We start from the raw sequence: 21,392 nt of genomic DNA on the forward strand, positions 1-21,392 counted from the left end.
GCCGTTCCGCGAGCCCGCCGAGCGGCCGGAACCCCATGATCAACACGGCGAGTGGCCGGTGACCTTCGGGTCGAGCACCCCGCTCATGAACAGGTAGCAGCCGGGGATGTGCGGGCCGCCTTGCGCGGCCCAACGGTTGCGATAGGCCGTGGGGGTCTCGCCGACCAGCTCCGCGAACCGGGAGGAGAACGACCCGAGGCTGGTGAACCCGACCGCCATGCAGATCTCGGTGACCGTCAGGTTGGCCGATCGCAGCAGGTCCTGTGCCCGTTCGACGCGGCGGTGGGTGAGATAGCGGATCGGGGTCTCCCCGTAGGTGGCCGCGAACGCCCGGACGAAATGGAATTTGGACACACCGGCCACCGCCGCCAGTTGGTCGAGGTCGACCGCCGACCGGTACTCCCGGTCGATGTGGTCACGGGCGCGGCGCAGGTGGGACAGCAGGCCGGTGGGCGCCGGGCCGCGGTGACGGTCGGGCAGGCGATGCAGCACAGGGGTGGGCCCGGTCGTCACGGCCTCACGCTACGCTCGCCGGCCCGGTCCGGGTTCACCCCGATCCGGGTGCCTCAGGGGTGGGTCCAGGCCCACCTTGGGGCCGGGTATTCCCACGCCCAGCGGTCGGCTGACCCTGGGGGGAACTGGCCGCCTGGACCCTCACCAAGACCAGGGCTAACCCTCTGACCTGCTCCTTCGATCATTCCTACGGTTTTCACAGGTTCTGCGAAACGCCGTACATGATCATTTTTGAGGAGTCCGGGATGACCACCGCCACCCTGTTCAGGACGCCCGCCGCGGGCGCGTCGAGCATCGGCGTTCTCTCCTGGGCGACGCCGGCCCGCAGCGCCCGCATCGCCATCGCCGGGGCGACGGTGTCGGTTCCGCCGATCGTGCTGCTGCACCTCGACGCCCCGGCTCGGCTGTCGGCCACCACCACGACGATCAGCGACTTCGTGGTCCAGACGCCGTGGGGCGAGCCCCTGTTCGGGCTGACCGCCGGGGCGCTGGCCCTGGCCGGGATTGCCATCGCCCGCGGCCTCGCCGGCGCGACGGCGGTCCGGTCGATGCTGGTCGGTTGGTCCCTGGCCTTGATCCTGGCCGCGGTATTCCCGACCAACCTGCCCGGCACGCCCGGGGATACCTCGTCGACGATTCACCTGATGGCCGGCGCGGTGATCTTCGGGCTGCTGCCGATCGTCGGCCTCGCGGTGTGGCGGCGGTCCCGGTCGGTGATGAACGCGACCTGGACCGGGTGGGTACTGCTCAGCACCACCGCGGTCAGCGGGGTGCTCAGCGCGGCGCTGATCCTGAACCGGATCCCCGGGATCGTCGGCCTGGATCAGCTGTCGCTGCCGCCGGGTCTGCTGCAGCGGGCGGCCGGCGCGGTGGAGATCGCGCTGGCGGCGGTCATCGCGGTTGCGGTGCTGCACCTGAAGGCCGGGGACGGCGGCCGCCCGGACCCGCGGGTGACCCGACCCCACGCGTGATCCCCCCCGGGCAATCGGCCGGCGCGCGGGTCGGCCGGCGGGTCAGGCCGCCGCGGCCAACGGCAGACGTACCTCGAACCGGCACCCCGGCCCCTCGTTGTGCACGGCGATCTCGCCGCCGTGCGCCTCCACGAGTCCCCGCGCGATGGCCAGGCCCAGCCCGGCCCCACCGGCGGCCGACCCCTTCTCCGGCGAACGGGCGGCGGCGCCCCGAAAGGCCACGTCGAACACCCGGGGCAGGTCGTCGGCGTCGATGCCGCCGCAGGCATCCTGGACCGCCAGCCAGGCCTGATCACCGGTCTGTCCGGCGACCACCTCGACCGTCCCGTCCGATGGGGTGTGCCGGATCGCGTTGACCAGCAGGTTGCGCAGCACCCGGATCAGTTCGTGGTCCGACCCGTTCACCACCGGCCAGCCGGGATCGGCCGACGCGGCCAGATGCACGCCGCGTTGCCCGGCGGCCGGCGCCGCCGCCTCCATGGCCTGCGCGACCAGCTCCTCGGTGGACACCGGGCCGAACGTCAGCCGCAGCGCCCCGGCGTTGATGCGGGACAGCTCGAACAGGTCGTCGACCATGGCGGACAGCCGGGCGGTCTCCGCGCTGATCCGCCGCGCGTAGTCGGCCACTTCCTCCGGCTCGACCACCACCGAGTCCTCCAGCGCCTCGCTCATCGCCCGGATCCCGGCCAGCGGGGTGCGCAGGTCATGGCTGACCCAGGCCACCAGCTGACGCCGGGACGCCTCGGCCGCGCGTTCGGCGGCCCGCTGTTTCTCCGCCTCCATCGCGCCGACCGCCATCCGCCGGCCGAGGTACACGGCCACCGGGATCACCACCACGGCGATCAGTGCACAGGCCGTGGCGGCGAACGCCAGCATCGGGGTGTACATGAACCCGCTGATGCTGACGACGAAGATCAACACGGCCAGGATCGGGATGCTGACCAGGGCGGCGATGTTGGCCGTGGCCGACCGGTTGCGCAGCAGGTACAACACGCCGATCTCGACGGCACCGGTGGTCACGGCGGCCAGCAACGCCCACGGCAGGATGTGCAACAGATCGGTGAGCACCGGGTCAGCCCGAGCCCGCCGCGGCCGCCCCGCCGATGACGCCGTCCAGCCGGTAGCCGACACCCCACACGGTCACGATCCGGGTCGGCCGGGCCGGGTCGGGTTCGACCTTCTCCCGGAGCCGCCGCACGTGCACGGTCACCGTGGACTGGTCGCCGAACGACCATCCCCACACCTGCTCCATCAGCTCCGTCCGGCTGAACACCTGGCCCGGATGCGCCAGCAGGAAGTGCAGCAGGTCGAACTCGCGGCTGGTCAGGTTCAGCTCGACGCCGCCGCGCCGGGCGGTCCGGGAGATCGGACTCACCCAGAGTTCTCCATCGGCGCTGGTCACCTCGACGGACTCCGCGGGGCCGGCCCCGACGGCCCCCCGGCTGCGTTCCAGCACACGGCCCACCCGGAGCGCGAGCTCGCGCGGGCTGAACGGTTTGACCACGTAGTCGTCGGCGCCGTACTCCAGACCGACCACCCGGTCCGACTCCTGGCCCAGCGCGGTCAGCATGATCACCGGAACGGTCGAGGTCTTGCGCACCTCCCGGCAGACCTGAAGCCCGTCCATGCCGGGCAGCATCAGGTCGAGCACCACCAGGTCCGGATGCTGCGACCGGACCAGGCCGAGCCCCGTCGGCCCGTCCGCCGCCTCGAGCACCTCGTGCCCGTCCCGGGCCAGGTACCGGCGCAGGACCTCACGGACGGTGTCGTCGTCGTCGACGACCAGAACCTTGGACGGTGCGGCCAACGTCGTCCCCCTTCCACCGGTTCCGACGGTAGGTCCGCGGCGGACGCCCCGCCAGCAGTCCACGCGGTTCCACCCCGAACCGTAAGACTGTTGCAGCCGAACCGTCGGAGTTCGGCGGGGCCGATCTCCGCCACGAGCGGCCCTCGCGCCGGACCGGCGGTTACGGTTGCCGGGCGACCCAGACCCCGGGGAGGTCCCATGTCACTCGTCCGCGTGCACAACTTCGCGGTCTCGCTCGACGGTTTCGGCACCGGCGCGGGGCAGCAACTCGACGCTCCCTTCGGGCACGCGGGCAGCCGCCTGATGGAATGGGCCTTCCCCACCCGCACCTTCCAGCAGATGGGCTTCCACGGCCAGGATGCGGGTTCCACCGGTATCGATGAGGCCTTCGCCGGCCGATGGTCGTCCGGGGTCGGGGTGGAAATCATGGGCCGCAACAAGTTCGGGCCGCAGCGGGGGCCCTGGGTCGATGACCGGTGGCGTGGCTGGTGGGGCGAGAACCCGCCGTTCCATACCCCGGTGATCGTGCTGACCCACCATCCGCGGCCGACCCTGACCATGGAGGGCGGCACCACTTTCCACTTCGTCGACGCCGAGCCCGCTGCCGCGCTGGCCCGGGCGCGCGAACTGGCCGGCGATCTCGACGTGCGCATCGGGGGTGGCGCCACCACGATCCGCGAATTCCTCCGGGCGGACCTGGTCGACCAGATGCACATCGTGGTGGTGCCGATCGTGCTCGGCCGGGGCGAACGGCTGTGGGACGGGCTCGAATCGCTCGAGGAGCGCTTCGACGTCGAGGCCGTGTCGTCGCCGACCGGCGTGATCCATCTGACGTTCAGCCGTGTCCCGGCCGGTTGACCCCGATCGGCTGGCCCGCCCCCGGCCGATGGCGAGCCGTCAGGCCAGCGACAGGAACAGCTTCTCCATCGTCTTGGTATCCAGGGTGTCCTGACCGTCGGACTCCAGCAGGCACTGTTTCAGTCCGGCGGCGATGACGGCGAACCCGGCCCGGTCGACGGCCTTGCTGACCGCGGCGAGCTGCGTGACGATGTCCTGGCAGTCGCGGCCCTCCTCGATCATCCGCAGCACGCCGCCGATCTGGCCCTGGGCGCGGCGCAGCCGGTTGACCACAGATCCCAGCGAGTCCGGGGCGATCTCGACCATGGTGGGTTCCTCCGATGTCGGGGCGAGTCTGGTGGTGGCGGGGTCGGTGGTCACGAGGCCGGCGCAGCCGTCTCGAGCGACCGCAGGGCGTCGGTCAGCCGGGTGCGTGCCTCGGCCGCCACCGCCTGCAGGCCGGGGTTGCCGGTGACGCTGACCATGATCGCCGGATCGATGGTCTCGACCCGGGTCCGGTCGCCGTCCACACCGCGGACCACGACGTTGCAGGGCAGCAGCAGTCCGATCGACGGTTCGGCCCGCAGCGCGGCCTCGGCCAGCGGTGGCCGGCAGGCCCCGAAGATCACTTGGGGCGCGATGTCGGCGCCGATCTTCGCCTTCAGGGTCGCCTGCATGTCGATCTCGGTGAGCACACCGAAACCCTGGGCGGCCAATGCATCCCGGATGGCGCCGAGAACCTGGTCGAACGGCCGGTCGACCGTGACGGCGATCGAATAAGGGGTCATGGGCGCGTCGTCGGGCGTGTTCATGCCGTTGCCGCCGACGCGGCGGCCACCTGGGCGCGCACGTCGTCCATGTCGAGCGCCCGCACCGCCGCGATGAGCTGCTCGAGCGAAGGCGCCGGCAGCGCGCCCGGCTGGGAGAAGACCAGAATGCCGTCCCGGAACGCCATCAGGGTGGGGATGGAGCGGATGCCGGCCGCGGCGGCCAGGTTCCGCTCGGCCTCGGTATCGACCTTGCCGAACACGATGTCCGGATGGGCCGCCGCAGCCGCCTCGAACACCGGGGCGAACATCCGGCACGGTCCGCACCAGGCGGCCCAGAAGTCCACCAGGACGATGTCCGCACCGGACACCGTGTGCTCGAACGTGCTCTCGGTCAGCGTGATGGTTGCCACCGTCAGATCCAGCCTTTCATGATTCCGAACTATACCCTTGGGGGTATCAACCAGGGATTCCGCTCGGATATTCCCCCGCCGCCCGGCAGGCCGGGTGGGGGTCCCCGCGCAGCCACTCGACCCGGTATTCGAAACCGGCCCGGCCCGGCCCACACCGTGCGCACCCCCGCACCCGGGTGACCGGTGGCGGTCCACGTCGCCTCCTCCGCGGCCGGCCGACGCAGGGTCGTTGATGACCGGCGGCCCGGGGCGATCGTCGGGCCGGTCTTCGAGTCGGGCCAGGGTCCCACGCCCGGACCGGGCGCGATCAGCCGAGCAGATCCCGTAATCGACGGTCCCATCCGGCGCCCGCGCCGGTCAGCACGGCCGTCCGGCGGTCGTCCGGCAGCCGCGTCAGTTCGACGGTCAGCCGGTCGTCGGCGAGCTGCTCGGCGATGCCATCGCCCCACTCGATCACCACGGCCGCTGCGGTCAGGTCGGTGTCCAGATCGAGGTCGTCCAGTTCCGGCGCACCCCCGAGCCGGTAGGCGTCGACGTGCACCAAGGTGGTCCCGTCCGGCGTGGCCGGGTGGTGCACCCGGGCCAACACGAAGGTGGGTGAGGCGACCAGGCCGGTCACCCCCATGCCCTCGGCGATGCCCTTGGTCAGAGCCGTCTTGCCGGCCCCCAACGCCCCGGTCAGGATCACCAGATCACCGGCCCGCAGCCGCCCACCCAGTGCCACCCCGAGTGCGTGGGTGTCGGCGGGAGTGTCGAGAACGATCATCGGCCCGTCCGTGACCAGCGGGACTTCTTCCCGCGGGCCCCTTCCCGCGCTCGTGCTCCGTCGGAGGCACGCTGCAACAGCCGGCGCAGCGCCTCGTTGGTCAGGTCCGGGTCTTCCATCATCGTCATGTGCCCCGAGCCCTCGGCGACCATCATCTCCGCGTCCGGCAGCACCTCGGCAATCCGTTCGGAGCGGTCCAGCGGCGTCATCCGATCCTGGTCGCCGGCCACGATCATCGTCGGGATCCCGGCGAGTGCGGGCACCGAGGCGGTCTGGTCGTGCGCGAACAGGGTCGGCAGGAACTCGGCAATGACCTCAACCGGCGTCGTGGAGACCATCTCGTCCAGGTAGTCGACCAGCGCCCCCGACACGTCCTTCCGGGAAAAGCCAAGGCTGCGGGTGAGCATCCACACCGCGTCCCGGTTACTGGACCGGCCACGTTCGAAGATTGCCGGGTACCGGGAGCCGACCTCCTTGATCACCTTGACCAGCGGGTTGCCGCCGGCGATCAGCAGCTTGCTGAGCTCCGACGGCTTGAGGTAGGTGGCACCGGTACAGACCAGCCCGACCCCGGCGATCCGCTCGGCGAACAGGTCCGGGTCCTGGGCCGCCAGCGTGAAGATCGCCATACCGCCCATCGAATGGCCGACGAGCACGACCGGCCCGGTCGGCGCCGCGGTGTCGATGACGCTCCGCAGATCGGAGGCCAGGTAGTCCATGGTGGAGTGGCCCTCGGGCGCTCGGGTCGACTTCCCGTGCGATCGGTGGTCGTAGAAGACCAGCCGCGCGGTGGGCGGTGCCGCGACCCGGCGGGCCTTGCGCGCCGACGGGTCGACCTCGGCCTGGTTGCCGAATCCCGGGCCGGCCAGACCGAGCCGCTGGAAGTGCCAGGAGCCGAGCCGTAGCGTCCAGCCGTGCGCGAAGATCACGGTGAGGGACGCGTCCAGCGGACCGACCTCCTCGACGTGCAGCGCGACCCCGTCCCAGGTGTCCACCGAGTACGTCCGATCGGACTCGAGGGCCTCGAACCCGGGGTCTGCGCCCGGTTCGATCAGCAACGCCGCCTGGGCGGCCTGGTACTTGCGCACCGCCATCCGCTGCGCCGTGACGCCACCGAACGCGGCCGCGCCCAGGACTCCGGTGACGACCCCGGCGGTGCCCAGGATCCGACCGACCGTGCTCATGTCGCCACCATGCCGGGGCGCCGATCCGGCCGGGTCGCCCCGGCGACGGGCGCCGACCGGCGAAGTTGGTGATCGGCTCGGCGGCCTCGATCCAGCCCGCCCATGCTGCTCATGGTTGTGCCCCTCCGACATGGCGTCGGGGCACCCTCGGCCCGATCCGGGTGACGATCTCGTAGTCGATGGTCGTGCAGTACTCCGCCCAGTCCCGGGCGGTCGGCTCCCCGGCATCTCCGGGGCCGAAGACGACGGCCGGGTCGCCGGCGGTGACCGGGTCGTCCCCGCAGTCGACGACGACCTGGTCCATCGCCACCCGCCCGGCGATCCGGCGTCGCCGGCCGGCGACGAGAATCTCGCCCCGGTTGCCGGCGGCCCGCGGGATCCCGTCCGCGTAGCCGAGCGGAATGAGGGCGAGCGTGGTCTCCGCCTCGGTGCGGTAGGTCAGTCCGTAGGACACACCTTGACCGGCGCTGACCCGCTTGGTCAGGGCGACCGTCGCCTGCAGGGTCATCGCCGGTCGCAGCGGGACCCGCGTGGCCACCGGGTTGAGCCCGTAGCCGCCGATGCCCACCCGGGCGAGATCGAACCGGCTGTCCGGGTGGTCGATCAGGCCGGCGGTGTTGGCCAGGTGCCGCAGCTGCGGGTTGATCCCCCGCTCAGCGGCCGCCGCGAGCAGCCGCCGGTAGGTGGCGATCTGCTCGCCCACCGATGGGTCGCCCGGGACGTCGGCGCTGGCCAGGTGGCTCATCAGGCCGACGACCCGCACCCGGCCCGCCCGCTGGGCCGCGGACACCGCGTCCAGGAGCGCCGCCGCCTCGCGTGGTCCGACGCCGCCGCGGCCGAGTCCGGTGTCGAATTTGACGTGGATACCGGGCAACGCAGGGCCCGCCTGGTCGAGGACCGCATCGAGCTGGGCCAGGCTGGACACTCCCAGCTCGATCCCGCGGGCCAGGGCATCGGCGACGGGCTGCCCGGGCGGCCACAGCCAGGCGAGCACGGGAGCATCGATGCCGGCGTCCCGCAGGGCGAGCGCCTCCTCCGGGGTGGCCACCCCGAGGCGCGCGGCGCCGCCGTTCAGGCCGGCCTGGGCCGCCTGAACGCCGCCATGGCCGTAGCCGTCCGCCTTGACGACCGCCATGAGCGAGCCGAGCGGGTTGTGTTGCCGCATGAGCATCAGGAGCACTCGAACGTTCGCCGTGATCGCGGCGACGTCGATCACCGCCTCGACCCGGGTGCCGGCATGCCGGCCCGTCGGGACAGTGGCGGTAGTGCTCATCCTTCAAGGGAATCACGTTTGCCGGCACGACGAGGCCCCATCGGCGGTGTGCCTTCGTGTCCGGTCACACAGCGCGGACCAATTCGGTCATTCACTGATCGAACCGGACGGCGCGACCTGCAGGTGGTCCCACAGTTCGTGCGCCCCGAACCGGCCGGTCCGCTGCGCCCGCTGCCCGGCCCGGCCGTGCAGGAAGGCCCCGCCGCTCGCCGCCAGCAGCGGCGGCAGGCCGGCGGCCAGCAGCGATCCGATCACCCCGGACAGCACGTCCCCGGTGCCCGCCGACGCGAGCCAGGACGAGCCGGACAGGTTGACCGCCGCCTGCCCGCCGGGGTCGGCGATCAGCGTCCGGTGGCCCTTGAGCAGCACCGTCGCCCCGCTGACCCACGCGGCCCGGCGCACCGCGGCGAGCCGATCGTCCAGTTCGATGTCCGGGAACAGCCGCGCGAACTCGCGGTCGTGCGGGGTGAGCACGGTGGGTTGGGCGGCCCGGCGTCGGGTCTGCAGCAGCGACGGCATGCCGGCCAGGATGGTCAGCCCGTCGGCGTCGACGAGTACGGGCACATCCTGGCCGAGCACCCAGCGCAGCAGGGTGATCGCCTGCCCCTCGGTGCTCATACCCGGCCCGATCACCCAGGCCTGCACCTTCCCGGCGTCCGCGGGCGAGTCGACGGCGACGACCTCCGGCCAGCGGGCGACCACGGCCCCGGCCTGCGGTCCGGCGTACCGGACCATGCCCGGCCGGGTGCGGACAGCACCGCCGGCGCACAGCACCGCGGCACCCGGATAGCCGGTCGAGCCGGCGACGATGCCGACGAGCCCGCCCGAGTACTTGTCCGAGGCCGGCGCCGGGGGCGGCAGCAGCTGCTGCAGGCTGCCGTCCGTCATGGCGATCACCTCGGCCGGCCGTCCGGTCATGTCCATGCCGATCGGGACACTGACGATCGTCCCGGCCTGCTGGTCGGCGATGAGCAGGCCTACCTTGATGCCACCGAAGGTGACCGTGACGTCGGCGAGGAAGGCGACGCCGCGGATCCGCCCGGTGTCCGGTTCGATCCCGCTCGGCAGGTCGACCGCGACCCGCAGCGCGTCGGTGGCGTTGGCGTCGCCGACCAGCCGCGCCGCGTCGTCCCGCAGCGGCGGGGCCGCCCCGATCCCGACGATCCCGTCGACGATGACGTCGGCGTGCCTGATCGCCGTCCCGACACCCGGGTCGTCGTGCACCAGGACGCGACCGCCGGCGCGCCGCAGCGCGGCCAGCCCCCCGGGGTGCAACGTGGCCGGGTTCAGTAGCGCGGCGGTGACGGCCATCCCCCGCCGGCGCAGGAAGGCCCCGGCGTACAGGGCGTCCCCACCGTTGTTCCCGGCGCCGACCAGCAGCACGACCCGCCGGCCCGGGTGTGGGAACGGCACCCGGTCGGCCACCTCGGCGGCCACCGCGAAGGACGCTCGGCGCATCAGGGTCGCGTCGCCGTCGCGGCTGCGGGCGAGCGCCTCGACGGCGCGGATCTGCTCGACGGTGTAGGCCTCGATCACCAGCTCATCCTCCGTCAACCGGACGGGCCGAGGGCGAGCACCACGGCGGCCGCGATTCCGGCGTCGTGCGAAATCGAGAGGCGCCACTGCGTGATACCCAGGGCGGTGGCCGCGGCGGCCACGGTCCGGCTGACCTGCAGCACCGGTCGGCCGCTGTTCTCCGAGACCACCCGGCAGTCGTGCCAGTCCATCCCGGACGGCACGCCGAGCGCCTTGGCGACGGCCTCCTTCACTGCGAACCGTGCGGCCAGCGAGGCCGGTCCACGCGGGTGTCCGGTCGCCGAGACCATTTCGTCCGGGCGGAACAACCGCCGGCCGAGCGACGGCGTGCGCGCCAGCGCGGACGCGAACCGGTCGACCGCCACGACGTCGATCCCCACGGAGACGACATTCGTCCCGGTGGGCAGCTGCGGCAGGGTCACCTACTCGACGGTGACCGACTTGGCCAGGTTCCGCGGCTTGTCCAGGTCGTAGCCCTTGGCCCGGGCGATCTCGGCGGCCAGGATCTGCAGCGGCACGGTGGTGATCAGCGGCTGGTACAGGTTGGGCACCCGGGGCAGCTCGACGAGGAAGTCGGCGAACGGGGCGACGGTGTCGTCACCCTCCTCGGCGATCACGATGGTCCGCGCCCCGCGGGCCTGGATCTCCCGGATGTTGGACAGCAGCTTGGAGTGCAGCAGCGGGTCGGTCACCGGCGAGGGGGTGACGATGACGACCGGCAGCCCCTCCTCGATCAGCGCGATCGGCCCGTGCTTGAGCTCGCCGGCGGCGAAGCCCTCGGCGTGCATGTAGGCCAGTTCCTTGAGCTTGAGCGCACCCTCCAGGGCCACCGGGTAGCCGACGTGCCGGCCCAGGAACAGGATCGCCTTGGACGTGGCGATCTCCTGGGCGAGCTTGCGCACGGGGTCCATCAGCGTCAGCGTCGTGGCGATGGCGTCCGGGATCTTGGTCAGTTCCTCGTACTCGCGGGCGATCTCGTCGCGGTACTTGGTCCCGCGGGCCTGGGCCAGGGCCAGCCCGACCAGGTAGTTCGCGGTCAGCATGCCCAGGAACGCCTTGGTCGAGGCGACGCCGATCTCGGGGCCGGCGTGGATGTAGACGACCGCGTCGGACTCGCGCGGGATCTGCGAGCCGTTGGTGTTGCAGACGGCCAGCACCCGCGCCTTCTGCCGGCGGGCGTGCCGGACGGCCTCCAGGGTGTCGGCGGTCTCGCCGGACTGGCTGACCGCGACGACCAGGGTCTGCCGGTCGAGCACCGGGTCGCGGTACCGGAACTCGGACGCCACCTCCACCTCGACCGGGATCCGGCACCAGTGCTCGATGGCGTACTTGGCGACCAGGCCGGAGTGGTAGGCCGTGCCGCAGGCGACGACGAAGACCTTGTCGATCGTGCGCAGGTCGTCCTCGGACAACCGCAGCTCATCCAGCACGATGCCGGAGCCGTCGAAGTGGCCGAGCAGGGTCTGCGCGACGGCGGCCGGTTGTTCCTCGATCTCCTTGTCCATGAAGAACGGGAAGCCGCCCTTCTCCGCGGCCGAGAGGTCCCAGTCGACGTGGAACTCCCGGAAGTCGGCCTCCCCGCCGGTGAACGAGGTGACCTCGTAGCCGGCGGGGGTGATCACCACGAGCTGGTCCTGGCCGAGTTCGACCGCCTGCCGGGTGTGCTCGATGAACGCGGCCACGTCGCTGGCGACGAACATCTCCCCCTCGCCGATGCCGATCACGAGCGGGGAGTTACGGCGGGCCGCGACCAGCGTCTCCGGGGCGTCGACATGCATCGCGACCAGGGTGAAGGCGCCCTCCAGGCCCCGGCAGACGGCGGCCATGCTGGCCGGCAGGTCGCCGGCGGTCGGGCCGTCGGCCATGGTTCGGGACAGCAGGTGCGCGACGACCTCGGTGTCGGTGTCGCTGCTGAACTCAACGCCGGACGCCTCCAGCTCGGCCCGCAACGGCACGAAGTTCTCGATGATGCCGTTGTGGATGACCGCGACCCGGCGGTGCATGTCGGTGTGCGGATGCGCGTTGCGGTCGGTCGGGCCGCCGTGGGTGGCCCATCGGGTGTGGCCCATCCCGGTCTGCCCGGCCAGCGCCACCTCGCCGGTGTCGATGTAGGCGTCCAGGTTGCCGATCCGGCCGGCCTTCTTCGCAATGTTGAAGACACCCGACTGCCCACCCCGGTCCCCGGCATCGTCCAGGACGACGACCCCGGCCGAGTCGTACCCGCGGTACTCCAGCCGGCGCAGTCCCTCCAGGACCAGCGGCAGCGCCTGACGGGGACCGGTGTAGCCGACGATTCCGCACATTCTGCCCAGGGTAACGGCTGACCGTGGAGCGTCCCGTCAGGCGCGGAGGTTGTCACACGCAGGCAACCGGGACCCCTCTTCCGGGTTCCCCGGCCGTCACTCCGGCCGCAGCCAGCCCGCACCCGGTCACGCCGGCACCTCTCACTCCGGCGGGAGGCTCACGCCGAATCCGCTGACGGCCAGCCGTAGCAGGACCTGCCCGGGGGCCAGCAGGTCGGCGATCTTGGCCGCGGACAGCACCTCGAGCTCGGCGAGCCGCCGGCGGTAGGCGTCCGGACCGGCCAGGCGGGCCAGCTGAAGTTGCTCCGTGTTGTGCCAGACCTTGCGCCGCGACTCGGCGAGGAACCGCCGGCTGGCCCGGTGGTTCAGCGGCAGGATGAGCCGGTCCAACCACGTCCAGTCGACGAATTCGCTGTCCTCCTGGCCGACGCGGGCCGACAGAATCCCGTCGATCCGCTCATGATCGCGATGCCGCCGGGCCATCAGCACCGGGTCGGCGAAGTCGGCGTCGCTGATCACTGCGAGCAGGGCCTGCGGCAGGTCGTAGTTGATGTGCGCGTTGATGCCGAGCAGCACGTGCCGCAACTGCGGCAACCCGGCGGGCGCGGCAAAGGCCAGCCGCCACGGGCGGGGCGCGGTCGCCTCGGCCGTCGCGGCGTCCAGGTAGAGGTCGGCGAACGCGGCGTCCCAGCGTTCAACCCAGTCCGGGTCCTCGAAGCGGGCCTGGTCGACGGCGTCGCCGACGGCACGGGTGGTCCGCAGGTAGGTGCCGGCGAAGAACCGCCGCTGCGCCCGCTCGGCCGGGATGGCGTCCAGGACCTGCTGCATGCGGTCGAGGACGACGGCGATGGGACGGGTGGTCGGCCCGGTCGGCGGACCGGCGACGGGGGGTTCGAACGTCATGGTCATGCCCCTTCTTCGGAGTCGAGCCATCCGCGGATCGGCGCATCTCGAATCATCGGTGACAATTGCCACAAACCGGTACCGGAGGCCTTCGATGACTGTTGCGAGCACAACCCGGCCCGGCCCGCTCACGTTCGACCCGGTCGCCGTCGGTCGGGCCGAGTGCGCCGCCTGGGCGGCCTACTACCGGCGGGAGTGGGTCCCGTTCCTGCGGGCCGCGGTGACGATGGTCCGGGCCGGCTTCGGCTTGCCGTGGCGGCAAACGGTGCTCGGCGCGTGGCATGTGCTGCGGGCCAACCAGTTGTGGGCGCCGTTCCCGGCCAACGATCCGGACGGGGCGCGGGCGGCGATGCGGCGCTTCTACGAGCTGGTCGTGCGGGTCGGCTGGGGCGGCTTCGACCCGGCCCGGGCGGCCGTCCTCGAGGTGCAGTGGTGGCGGGTGCATCGGGAGCACCAGCACGACACCGGCGTCACCGAGGCACACCTGGTCGATGCGCTCACCGCGCTGTACGCCTACGTCTACGGGCTGCCGGCGTCCGCGGTGCGGCCGGCCGCGGCGCTGCGAGTGCAGGCCATGGACGTCTCGGACCGCTGGGTCGCCGCCGGATGCGCGCTCGACGATCCGTTGCTGGCCCGGGAACGGCGGCTCCTGGTCGCCTCGTTCAGCGCGTTGCGCGACGCGGTCGACCGGCACAGCGCCGAGGCAACCCGGACCGCCGGGCCAGCCGGGACCGCCGGGCCCGCTGGGACCGCCGGGCCCATTTCAAGTTGATCATGGCGTTCTCTGCGCGACACGCCGACGACACGCCGAAGCAGCTGCAGACAACGCCATGATCAACTCGGGGTGGGGGTGCGGAAACCAAACTCGGGGTGGGGGTGCGGAAACCAACTCGGGGTGGGCGCATGCCGGGTCAGGCCTCGACCGGGCGCCCACCGCGGGCCAGCACCGATTCCGGCGGCACCCCGAGCAGGGCGGTGGCCGGCTCCGGGGTGGTGTAACCCGCCCGATCCTCCGGCGCGGACGCGGCGACGGCGCGGACGTCGGCCCAGGCCCGCAGCGCGTCGATCTGCTCGGACTGGGTGACCGACAGCGGGACCGTGTTCCCGATGGAGTGCAGCAGATCGTCCAGGGTCAGCGCCCGCCGCTCGTGGAACGCGTCGAAACAGGCAGCTATCACCACCTGCTCGATCTCGGCGCCGGAGAATCCCTCGGTCGCCCCGACCAACCGGTCCAGCAGGGCCTGGTCCACCGCGAGCGAGCCCAAGGCCGGGCCGGCCTTCAGGCGAGCCGTCAGGTGGAGCGAGAAGATGACCCGACGCTCGGCATCGGTGGGCAGGTCGATGAAGAAGATCTCGTCGAACCGGCCCTTGCGCATCATCTCCGGGGGCAGCAGGGAGATCTGGTTGGCCGTCGCGATGACGAACACGGCCGCAGTCTTCTCCTGCATCCAGCTCAGGAACGTGCCGAACACCCGGGCCGACGTTCCGCTGTCCCCCTGCCCGGACGCACCGGAGGCGAAGCCCTTCTCGATCTCGTCGATCCACATGACGCAGGGGGCGATCGCCTCGGCGGTGCGCAGCGCGGTGCGCATGTTCTGCTCGGACGCGCCGACCAGCCCACCGAACACCCGGCCGATGTCCAGCCGGACCAACGGCAGCGACCACGCCGAGGCCATCGCCTTGGCCGTCATCGACTTGCCGCACCCCGGCACCCCGGTCACCAGCACGCCCTTCGGCGCGGGCAGGCCGTAGGCGGCGGCCTCGTCGAGCCAGGCGCCGTCCCGCTTGCGCAGCCAGGTCTTGAGGTTCTCCAGCCCACCGATGTCGTCCAGGCGCACGGTTGACCGGACCACCTCGAGCACGCCGGACTTGGCGACGATCTGCCGCTTCTCCTCCTGCACCAGGCCGATGTCGTCGTCGGTGAGCCGGCCGTCGTCGACCATCGCCCGGGCGAACGCGTTCTCCGCCTCGAACGCGGTCAGGCCGAGCGCGGCCTTGGCCATCCGCTCCACCCCGTCCGTCCCGAGGGCGACGGCCAGCGCCCCGGACGCGGTGTTCCGGGCGATCATCCCGTCCAGGGTGGAACGGATCTGGACCTCGGTCGGCAACGGGAAGTCCAGCAGGGTGACCAGGGATTCCAGGTCGGTCGGGATCTGCGGGGTCGGCGAGATCATGATCAGCGTCCGGGGCACCGGGCCGTCCTTGTAGAAGCGGACGGTGTCCTTGATCTGCCGCACCAGCTGGGTGTCCGGCGGCGACGACGAGGAACCCAGCCAGGGGTGCAGGTCGAGCAGGATCACCACGCTCGGCATGGTCAACGCGGCGGCTGCGGTCAGCGCCGCATGCGGGGTGCGGGTGTCCTGGCCGCCCGGCTGGCCCAGGGCCGCGAACCCGTTGGCGGTGGACCAGACGAACACCTGCCGGGCCGGCGCGATCTGCGTGCGGTTGCCGACCACCGCGGCGATCTCGGCCAGCACCCGTGACTCCTCGGCGGTCCGGATGGACAGCAGCGGGAACCGGGCTCGGATCAGCCGCCGCAGATTCGTCGCGAAGTCGTCGGCCACCGGTGTGCTCCCCTGCTCGATCCTGGCGCGCGTAGCGCACCGGCTACTGTACGAGGGCGGCCGGCGTCGGTCGTCGCGCACGGGACGGGAGAGCGAATGGCCAAGCAGGCGCCGCCGACGATCAACCGACCCACCTTCGAATACTTCACCTACAAGGGTCCGCACCGGGTCGCCGTGGGCGACCTGGCCCCGGCCGGGCTGCCCGGGCTGGTGTTCACCCCGTCGTCGGGTCGGCGCCTGCCCATCGTCGCGCTCGGCCACGGCTGGCTGCAGTCGGCCGACAAGTACGCCGACACGATGCGGTACCTGGCGTCCTGGGGCATCATCGTCGTCGCCCCGAACACCCACCGGAGCCTGTTCTCCTCGCATCAGGGCCTGGCGTTGGACCTGTCCCGGGCCCTGCGGATGGTCGCGTACGGCGAACTCGGCGGCGGCCGGGTCCGCGGCGACTTGCGCCGGCTGGGCGTGCTGGGTCACTCCACCGGCGGTGGCGCCGCGGTGCTGGCCGCGGCCAAGGACGAGCAGATCCGCGCGGTGGTCACGGTCACCGCGGCGGAGACCAAGCCGTCGGCCGTCGCGGCCGCCGGCCGGGTCGAGGCCCCTAGCCTGCATTTGATCGGCGCGAAGGACGACTGGGCCGAATCGGACGGCGCGCTCATCGCGCAGTCCTGGGGGGGCCCGGCTCAGCTACGCCGGGTGAAGGGCTCCGGTCACCTCGGACTGGCCGAGGGAACGAGCTTCGTGAACAACATCCTCGGCGCCGACTCGGACTCCAAGGTCCAGCATGCCACCCGCATCCTGGCCTCGGCATTCTTCATCCGGCACCTCACCGACGCGCCGCAGCTGGCCGATCAGATGGAGAGCAAGGTGGCCGGCACCACGCTCCTGGACCCGGCCGACCCGGATCTGACCCCGCCGCTGGACGCCGGCGACCTGGCCACCGCCGCGATGATCTGACCGCCGCCAGGCTCCCTGTTTCGCTGATCGAGCCCGCGCCGAGCCGGATGAACCGGACACGGAAGCGCAGCTTCGATCAGCCCACCGCGACGGGCCACCTGCTTCGCTGATCAAATCCGCGCCGAACGGGACAAACGCGACGCGTAGACGCGGCTTTGATCAGCGAACCAGCCGCTCGGAGACCCCGCCGGTTCAGACGGCGGCGACGACCTTGGCGACCCGGTCGGCGACGGCCTGGGCGGATTCGTCCGTGCCAGCCTCGACCATCACCCGGATCAGCGACTCGGTGCCCGACGGACGCAGCAGTACCCGCCCGGAGTCGCCGAGTTCCGCCGCGGCCTGCGCCACGGCCGCCTGCACGTCGGCCGACGCGGCGACCGCGGCCTTGTCCGTCACCCGGACGTTGATCAGCACCTGCGGGAACCGCTCGACCACCGACGCCAGCTCGGCCAGCGGCCGGCCGGTCTCGGCCACCATCGCCATCAGGTGCAGGGCGGTCAGCAGTCCGTCACCGGTGGTGGCGTGTTCGGCCAGGATCAGGTGCCCGGACTGCTCGCCGCCCAGCGAATAGCCCCCGGCATTCATGTCCTCCAGCACGTACCGGTCGCCGACCGCGGTGGTCCGCACGGCGATCCCGGCGCCGGTCATGGCCCGGTGGAAACCGATGTTCGCCATCACCGTGGCGACCACGGTGTCGCCGGCCAGCCGGCCGCGGTCCCGCAGCGCGATCGCCAGCAGGGCGAGGATCACGTCGCCGTCGACGACGGATCCGTCCGCGGCGACCGCCAGGCAGCGGTCGGCGTCACCGTCGTGAGCGATGCCCAGGTCCGCACCCTCGGAGATCACCGCGTCGCGCAGGCCGGTGAGGTAGGTGGAACCGACTCCGGCGTTGATGTTCAGCCCGTCCGGGCTGCCGCCGATCACCACGACCTCCGCGCCGGCCCGCCGGTACACCTCGGGAGCCAGCTCCGAGGCGGCGCCGTGCGCACAGTCGACGACGACCCGGAGCCCGCGCAGCGGGTTGGGCGTCGCGACCAGCAGATGGTCCAGGTAGCGGCGGTCGGCGTCGGTGGCCAGCCGGATCCGGCCGACCCCGTCGCCGGTGGGCAGCGGACCGAGTTCGGCCATGCGCTTCTCGATCGCGTCCTCGACCGCGTCACCGAGCTTGCGGCCGCCGGCGCCGAAGATCTTGATCCCGTTGTCCGGCATCGCATTGTGCGATGCGGAGATCACCACGCCCAGGTCGGCGCCCAGGTCGGCGGTGAGGAAGGCGACCGCGGGGGTCGGCAGTACACCCAGCAGGACCACGTCGACGCCCGCCGAGGCGAGCCCGGCAGCGACCGCCGCCTCCAGCATCTCGCCGGAGGCCCTCGGGTCGCGGCCGACCACGGCCAGCGGGCGGGTCGGACTCGCCTGCCGACCGCGCCCGTGCGACACCCCGGCGAGTTGACCGTGCCCGCCCGGGGCCGACGACGTCGCGCCGCCGGTGGGCCCGAGCTCCTGGGCCGCGGCGGTGGCCAGCCGCAACGCCAGATCCGGAGTCAGATCGGCGTTGGCCAGCCCACGAACACCATCGGTCCCGAACAGCCGCCCCGCCACGGGGTCAGCGCTTCGAGTACTGGGGCGCCTTGCGGGCCTTCTTCAGGCCATACTTCTTGCGCTCGGTGGCCCGCGCGTCCCGAGTGAGGAAGCCGGCCTTCTTCAGCGGCGGACGGTCGGTCTCGTCGACCTCGATCAGGGCGCGGGCGATCGCCAGCCGGAGCGCACCGGCCTGCCCGGTCACGCCGCCGCCGTGCAGCCGAGCGTGCACGTCGTAGATCTCCGCCTTCTCGACGGTGACCAGCGGCTCCTTGATCAGCTGCTGGTGCACCTTGTTCGGGAAGTAGCTGTCCAGGGTGCGGCCGTTCAGCGTGAACGAACCGGTGCCCGGCACGAGCCGGATGCGGACGATGGCTTCCTTGCGGCGGCCGACGGTCTGCACCGGACGGTCCATCGGCACGGCCACGACGGCCGGCGCGACCTCGACGAGTTCTTCGACGTCGTCACCGGCGTCGACGATCTCGATCTCGACGCCCTCGGGCAGTTCGTACTCGACATCCTCGACGACGGCTTCGGGGTTTTCGCTCACGTGCTGACTCTCTCGCTGTTCTCTGGGTGGACCTGGGCGGTTACTGCGCGACCTGGGTGATCTCGAACGCCTGCGGGCTCTGCGCGGCGTGCGGGTGCTCCGGGCCCGCGTACACCTTCAGCTTCTTGGCCATTGGACGCGTTGACGATGACGACGAAGTCGCCGGTGTCCGCGTGCGGGGCCCAGATCGGCTTGTGCTTGCCCCGCAGCAGCCGTGCGGTCTGGCTGGCCAGACGGCCCAGCACCACGTCGGTGGCGTCGATGACGTGCCAGTTGCGGGTCACATCGCCAGGCTTGGGGCTGTACGTGCGCACGGTGCTGCCTCTTCGTTGTCGTCCAGGTTGCTCAGGTCCGGGAGCGGATGCTCCCCTCGGTGCGCCCCCTCGCGGGCCGGGCCTTCGAGCGGGCCCGCCGACATGCAGACACCGCCGCACGCAGACCGCGCGGCACACCGGCTGTCCAGAGTACCGCTCGATCGGGCTCATGGTCAAAATGCCCTCCCGCGAGCACACTCCGTGACAGCTCGGCGAGAATCTACACTCAGTGTAATCGATCGCCCGGCGACGGCCCGGAGCGGTCAACCCGGTGGCGGTCCCGTCTCGGCCAACCACCGGGCGGCGTCATCGAGGGCCGCCAGGGTGGACTCCCCGATCACCTCGGTGGCCGGGAAGACGGTGATCCGCCGGCGGACCTCGGCGAGCTGGCTGTGCTCGAATCGTCGGACCATCGCCGCGTCCACCCCGGACAGGTAGAGCCGACCACCTTGCGCGTGCAGGGCGTCGGCGTAGTCGGCGACGACGCCGAAGAAGGTGGACCCGAGCGACCCGCGGCCCCGGAGCCGCAGGATCACCACCGGCCGGTGCGCAGCATGCGGGTCCGGCAACCGGGCGCCGAGGGTCTTCGCGCCCGCGTAGAGCAGGCTGCCGTACACGTCGAGGACGACCGGTTCGGCGTCGGGCAACGGCCGGGGCACCCGGCGCTCGACGAAGTGCCCGTCCACGGGGAGCAACCGGACCAGGTGAAAATCCATCTGCTCCTTGTTCAGTTGCAGCACCAGCGAGCAGATGACGCCGACGGAGACCGCGGCGGCGATGGGCAGCATCAGGGTGGACAGGAACGTCACCGTCATCGCGATCTTGCCGGTGGTGCTGGTCCTCCAGACCACCCCGACGACCGCCGGCTTGAGCGTCATCAACGCGGCGTAGATCAGCACCGCGGACAGGGTGGGCAGGGGCACCATCTCCACGAACCGGGCCAGCGCGACCAGGATGACCAGCATCCAGACCCCGCCGAGAATCGCCGACCAGCGGCTGCGCGCCCCTGCCGCCAGGTTGATCGCGGTGGTGCTGACCGAGCCGCCGACCGGGATGCCGTGGAACAGACCGGACAGCAGGCTGCCCGCGCCCTGGCCGATGAAGTCCCGGTTCGTGGATGACGCACTGCCGTCCGGGTTCGGCGCCGATTCCGCCACCCCGGCCCCCTGCACGAGGATGATCGCCGCGATGGCGGCGGCCCCGGCGATCAGGTCGACATCGAACAGATCCCGCCAGGCGGGCAGGGCCAGGCCGGGGAACCCCACCGGGATGCTGCCGATGGTGATGACCGTCCGCACGACATCGATGCCGGCCAGCGCCACGATCGCGGTGGTCGCCACGACGGCGATCAGCGTCGCGATCAACCGCAGCCGGGTGCGGCCGAGCACGAGCATGGCCGCGAGCGCCCCCAGGCCGACGACGGCGGACGGGACGGTGATCTCGGACAGGTGGCTGATCACGTACAGCGCCTTTTCCACGGCCACACCGGGGTCGGGTTGCACGCCCAGCAGTCCGGGGAGCTGGCCGAAGATGATGTTGACGGAGATCCCGGTGAGGAAGCCGACCATGACCGACCGGGACACGAAGCGGATGTAGCGGCCCAGGCGCAGCAGGCCCACCGCGACCAGGAGGATCCCGGTGAACAGGGTGAGTGCGACGATCGCCCCGTCCCGGCCGGGCTCCGGCACCTCGGCGAGCACCGATCCCGCGGCCAGCGACGCGGCGGTCGTCGTGGTGACGACCATCAACGCGGTGCTGCTGAAGAGCCCGCCGCCGATCTTCCCGGCGAACGACGCGTAGAGCCCGTAGGCGGGGTTCACTCCGACGAGCAGCGCCATCGCCATGCCGTCGGGCACCGAGGCGATCGCGTTGGAGACGCCGGCGACGGCGTCGGACCGCAGGTCCCCGCGCTTCGGACGCAACGACGATGCCCACCGGATCACCGACCGCCGCGCCCGGACCGCCGCCGGGTCGGTCGCCGTCCGGTCCTCGACCTCGTTCTCGACCTCGTTCTCGAAGGGCAGGTCCGGATCGCCGGTCGGCCGAGGGTCGGGATGCGCATCGGGAGCGGCGTCCGCGGGCTCCGCCGCATCCTCTGGTTGAGTCACCCGCGCCCCATTTCCGCGGCCCCGGGGTTGCTCCGCACCAGGGCACCC

At 71.9% G+C, this 21,392-nt stretch carries 21 protein-coding genes and 1 pseudogene; 4 read left to right on the top strand and 18 right to left on the bottom strand.

Annotated features, from left to right (window positions below):
• Nucleotides 1-39: 39 nt before the first annotated feature.
• Nucleotides 40-480, bottom strand: coding sequence for a helix-turn-helix transcriptional regulator (locus ACILSK_RS01545; RefSeq protein WP_395725485.1), 441 nt, complete (start codon nt 478-480; stop codon nt 40-42).
• Between the two features lie 278 nt (nt 481-758).
• On the opposite strand from ACILSK_RS01545, the gene ACILSK_RS01550 reads away from it, so the two are divergent.
• Nucleotides 759-1,484, top strand: coding sequence for a DUF998 domain-containing protein (locus tag ACILSK_RS01550; RefSeq protein ID WP_395725340.1), 726 nt, complete (start codon nt 759-761; stop codon nt 1,482-1,484).
• Between the two features lie 42 nt (nt 1,485-1,526).
• Here the strand turns inward: ACILSK_RS01550 and ACILSK_RS01555 are convergent, their stop codons facing one another.
• Together ACILSK_RS01555 and ACILSK_RS01560 are read right to left on the bottom strand one after the other, a co-directional pair.
• The gene (locus ACILSK_RS01555; protein WP_395725341.1) at nt 1,527-2,552 is read right to left on the bottom strand and encodes a sensor histidine kinase; all 1,026 of its coding nucleotides are present in this window, start codon (nt 2,550-2,552) and stop codon (nt 1,527-1,529) included.
• Between the two features lie 4 nt (nt 2,553-2,556).
• Nucleotides 2,557-3,291 (bottom strand): response regulator transcription factor, encoded by a 735-nt coding sequence (locus ACILSK_RS01560; RefSeq protein ID WP_395725342.1) that lies wholly within the window; start codon nt 3,289-3,291, stop codon nt 2,557-2,559.
• 198 nt (nt 3,292-3,489) lie between these two features.
• Between ACILSK_RS01560 and ACILSK_RS01565 the strand changes: the two genes are divergently transcribed.
• A complete protein-coding gene (locus ACILSK_RS01565; RefSeq protein WP_395725343.1) occupies nt 3,490-4,149 on the top strand; it encodes a dihydrofolate reductase family protein in 660 nt (219 codons plus the stop codon).
• Nucleotides 4,150-4,188: 39 nt separating this feature from the next.
• On the opposite strand, the gene ACILSK_RS01570 is transcribed toward ACILSK_RS01565, so the two are convergent.
• From ACILSK_RS01570 to ACILSK_RS01615, 10 genes are all read right to left on the bottom strand, one after another.
• A complete protein-coding gene (locus tag ACILSK_RS01570) occupies nt 4,189-4,455 on the bottom strand; it encodes a metal-sensitive transcriptional regulator (RefSeq protein ID WP_395725344.1) in 267 nt (88 codons plus the stop codon).
• A gap of 50 nt (nt 4,456-4,505) precedes the next feature.
• Entirely contained in the window at nt 4,506-4,916 is a 411-nt protein-coding gene (locus tag ACILSK_RS01575) for a DUF302 domain-containing protein (RefSeq protein WP_395725345.1), read from the bottom strand.
• A gap of 20 nt (nt 4,917-4,936) precedes the next feature.
• A complete protein-coding gene (trxA, locus tag ACILSK_RS01580; RefSeq protein WP_395725346.1) occupies nt 4,937-5,308 on the bottom strand; it encodes a thioredoxin in 372 nt (123 codons plus the stop codon).
• A 307-nt stretch (nt 5,309-5,615) separates the two neighbouring features.
• Nucleotides 5,616-6,074 carry a tRNA (adenosine(37)-N6)-threonylcarbamoyltransferase complex ATPase subunit type 1 TsaE gene (tsaE, locus tag ACILSK_RS01585; protein WP_395725347.1) on the bottom strand — a complete coding sequence of 153 codons (459 nt, stop codon included), beginning with the start codon at nt 6,072-6,074 and terminating at the stop codon, nt 5,616-5,618.
• A complete protein-coding gene (locus ACILSK_RS01590; RefSeq protein WP_395725348.1) occupies nt 6,071-7,258 on the bottom strand; it encodes an alpha/beta fold hydrolase in 1,188 nt (395 codons plus the stop codon). Before ACILSK_RS01590 ends, tsaE begins: the two co-directional genes overlap by 4 nt.
• Nucleotides 7,259-7,367: 109 nt before the next feature.
• Entirely contained in the window at nt 7,368-8,531 is a 1,164-nt protein-coding gene (alr, locus tag ACILSK_RS01595; protein ID WP_395725349.1) for an alanine racemase, read from the bottom strand.
• Nucleotides 8,532-8,618: 87 nt separating this feature from the next.
• Nucleotides 8,619-10,067, bottom strand: coding sequence for an NAD(P)H-hydrate dehydratase (locus ACILSK_RS01600; RefSeq protein WP_395725350.1), 1,449 nt, complete (start codon nt 10,065-10,067; stop codon nt 8,619-8,621).
• Between the two features lie 14 nt (nt 10,068-10,081).
• Nucleotides 10,082-10,474 carry a holo-ACP synthase gene (locus tag ACILSK_RS01605; RefSeq protein WP_395725486.1) on the bottom strand — a complete coding sequence of 131 codons (393 nt, stop codon included), beginning with the start codon at nt 10,472-10,474 and terminating at the stop codon, nt 10,082-10,084.
• A 15-nt stretch (nt 10,475-10,489) separates the two neighbouring features.
• Entirely contained in the window at nt 10,490-12,370 is a 1,881-nt protein-coding gene (gene glmS / locus ACILSK_RS01610) for a glutamine--fructose-6-phosphate transaminase (isomerizing) (protein ID WP_395725351.1), read from the bottom strand.
• 141 nt (nt 12,371-12,511) lie between these two features.
• Entirely contained in the window at nt 12,512-13,273 is a 762-nt protein-coding gene (locus ACILSK_RS01615; RefSeq protein ID WP_395725352.1) for a DUF5995 family protein, read from the bottom strand.
• Between the two features lie 94 nt (nt 13,274-13,367).
• On the opposite strand from ACILSK_RS01615, the gene ACILSK_RS01620 reads away from it, so the two are divergent.
• Nucleotides 13,368-14,045 carry a hypothetical protein gene (locus ACILSK_RS01620; protein WP_395725353.1) on the top strand — a complete coding sequence of 226 codons (678 nt, stop codon included), beginning with the start codon at nt 13,368-13,370 and terminating at the stop codon, nt 14,043-14,045.
• Nucleotides 14,046-14,184: 139 nt separating this feature from the next.
• On the opposite strand, the gene ACILSK_RS01625 is transcribed toward ACILSK_RS01620, so the two are convergent.
• Nucleotides 14,185-15,837: an AAA family ATPase gene (locus ACILSK_RS01625; RefSeq protein WP_395725354.1), complete on the bottom strand. Its 1,653-nt coding sequence runs from the start codon at nt 15,835-15,837 to the stop codon at nt 14,185-14,187.
• A 96-nt stretch (nt 15,838-15,933) separates the two neighbouring features.
• On the opposite strand from ACILSK_RS01625, the gene ACILSK_RS01630 reads away from it, so the two are divergent.
• Entirely contained in the window at nt 15,934-16,794 is an 861-nt protein-coding gene (locus ACILSK_RS01630; RefSeq protein WP_395725355.1) for a dienelactone hydrolase family protein, read from the top strand.
• 192 nt (nt 16,795-16,986) lie between these two features.
• On the opposite strand, the gene glmM is transcribed toward ACILSK_RS01630, so the two are convergent.
• From glmM to ACILSK_RS01650, 4 genes and pseudogenes are all read right to left on the bottom strand, one after another.
• Nucleotides 16,987-18,393, bottom strand: a complete 1,407-nt coding sequence (gene glmM / locus ACILSK_RS01635) for a phosphoglucosamine mutase (RefSeq protein ID WP_395725356.1) — start codon at nt 18,391-18,393, stop codon at nt 16,987-16,989.
• Nucleotides 18,394-18,397: 4 nt separating this feature from the next.
• The gene (rpsI, locus tag ACILSK_RS01640) at nt 18,398-18,922 is read right to left on the bottom strand and encodes a 30S ribosomal protein S9 (RefSeq protein WP_395725357.1); all 525 of its coding nucleotides are present in this window, start codon (nt 18,920-18,922) and stop codon (nt 18,398-18,400) included.
• 40 nt (nt 18,923-18,962) lie between these two features.
• Nucleotides 18,963-19,236 (bottom strand): annotated as a pseudogene (locus ACILSK_RS01645) (uL13 family ribosomal protein).
• 263 nt (nt 19,237-19,499) lie between these two features.
• Nucleotides 19,500-21,344 carry a SulP family inorganic anion transporter gene (locus tag ACILSK_RS01650; protein WP_395725358.1) on the bottom strand — a complete coding sequence of 615 codons (1,845 nt, stop codon included), beginning with the start codon at nt 21,342-21,344 and terminating at the stop codon, nt 19,500-19,502.
• Nucleotides 21,345-21,392: the final 48 nt, after the last annotated feature.

It is taken from the genome of Nakamurella sp., from assembly GCF_044224575.1.
Lineage (GTDB): Bacteria > Actinomycetota > Actinomycetes > Mycobacteriales > Nakamurellaceae > Nakamurella.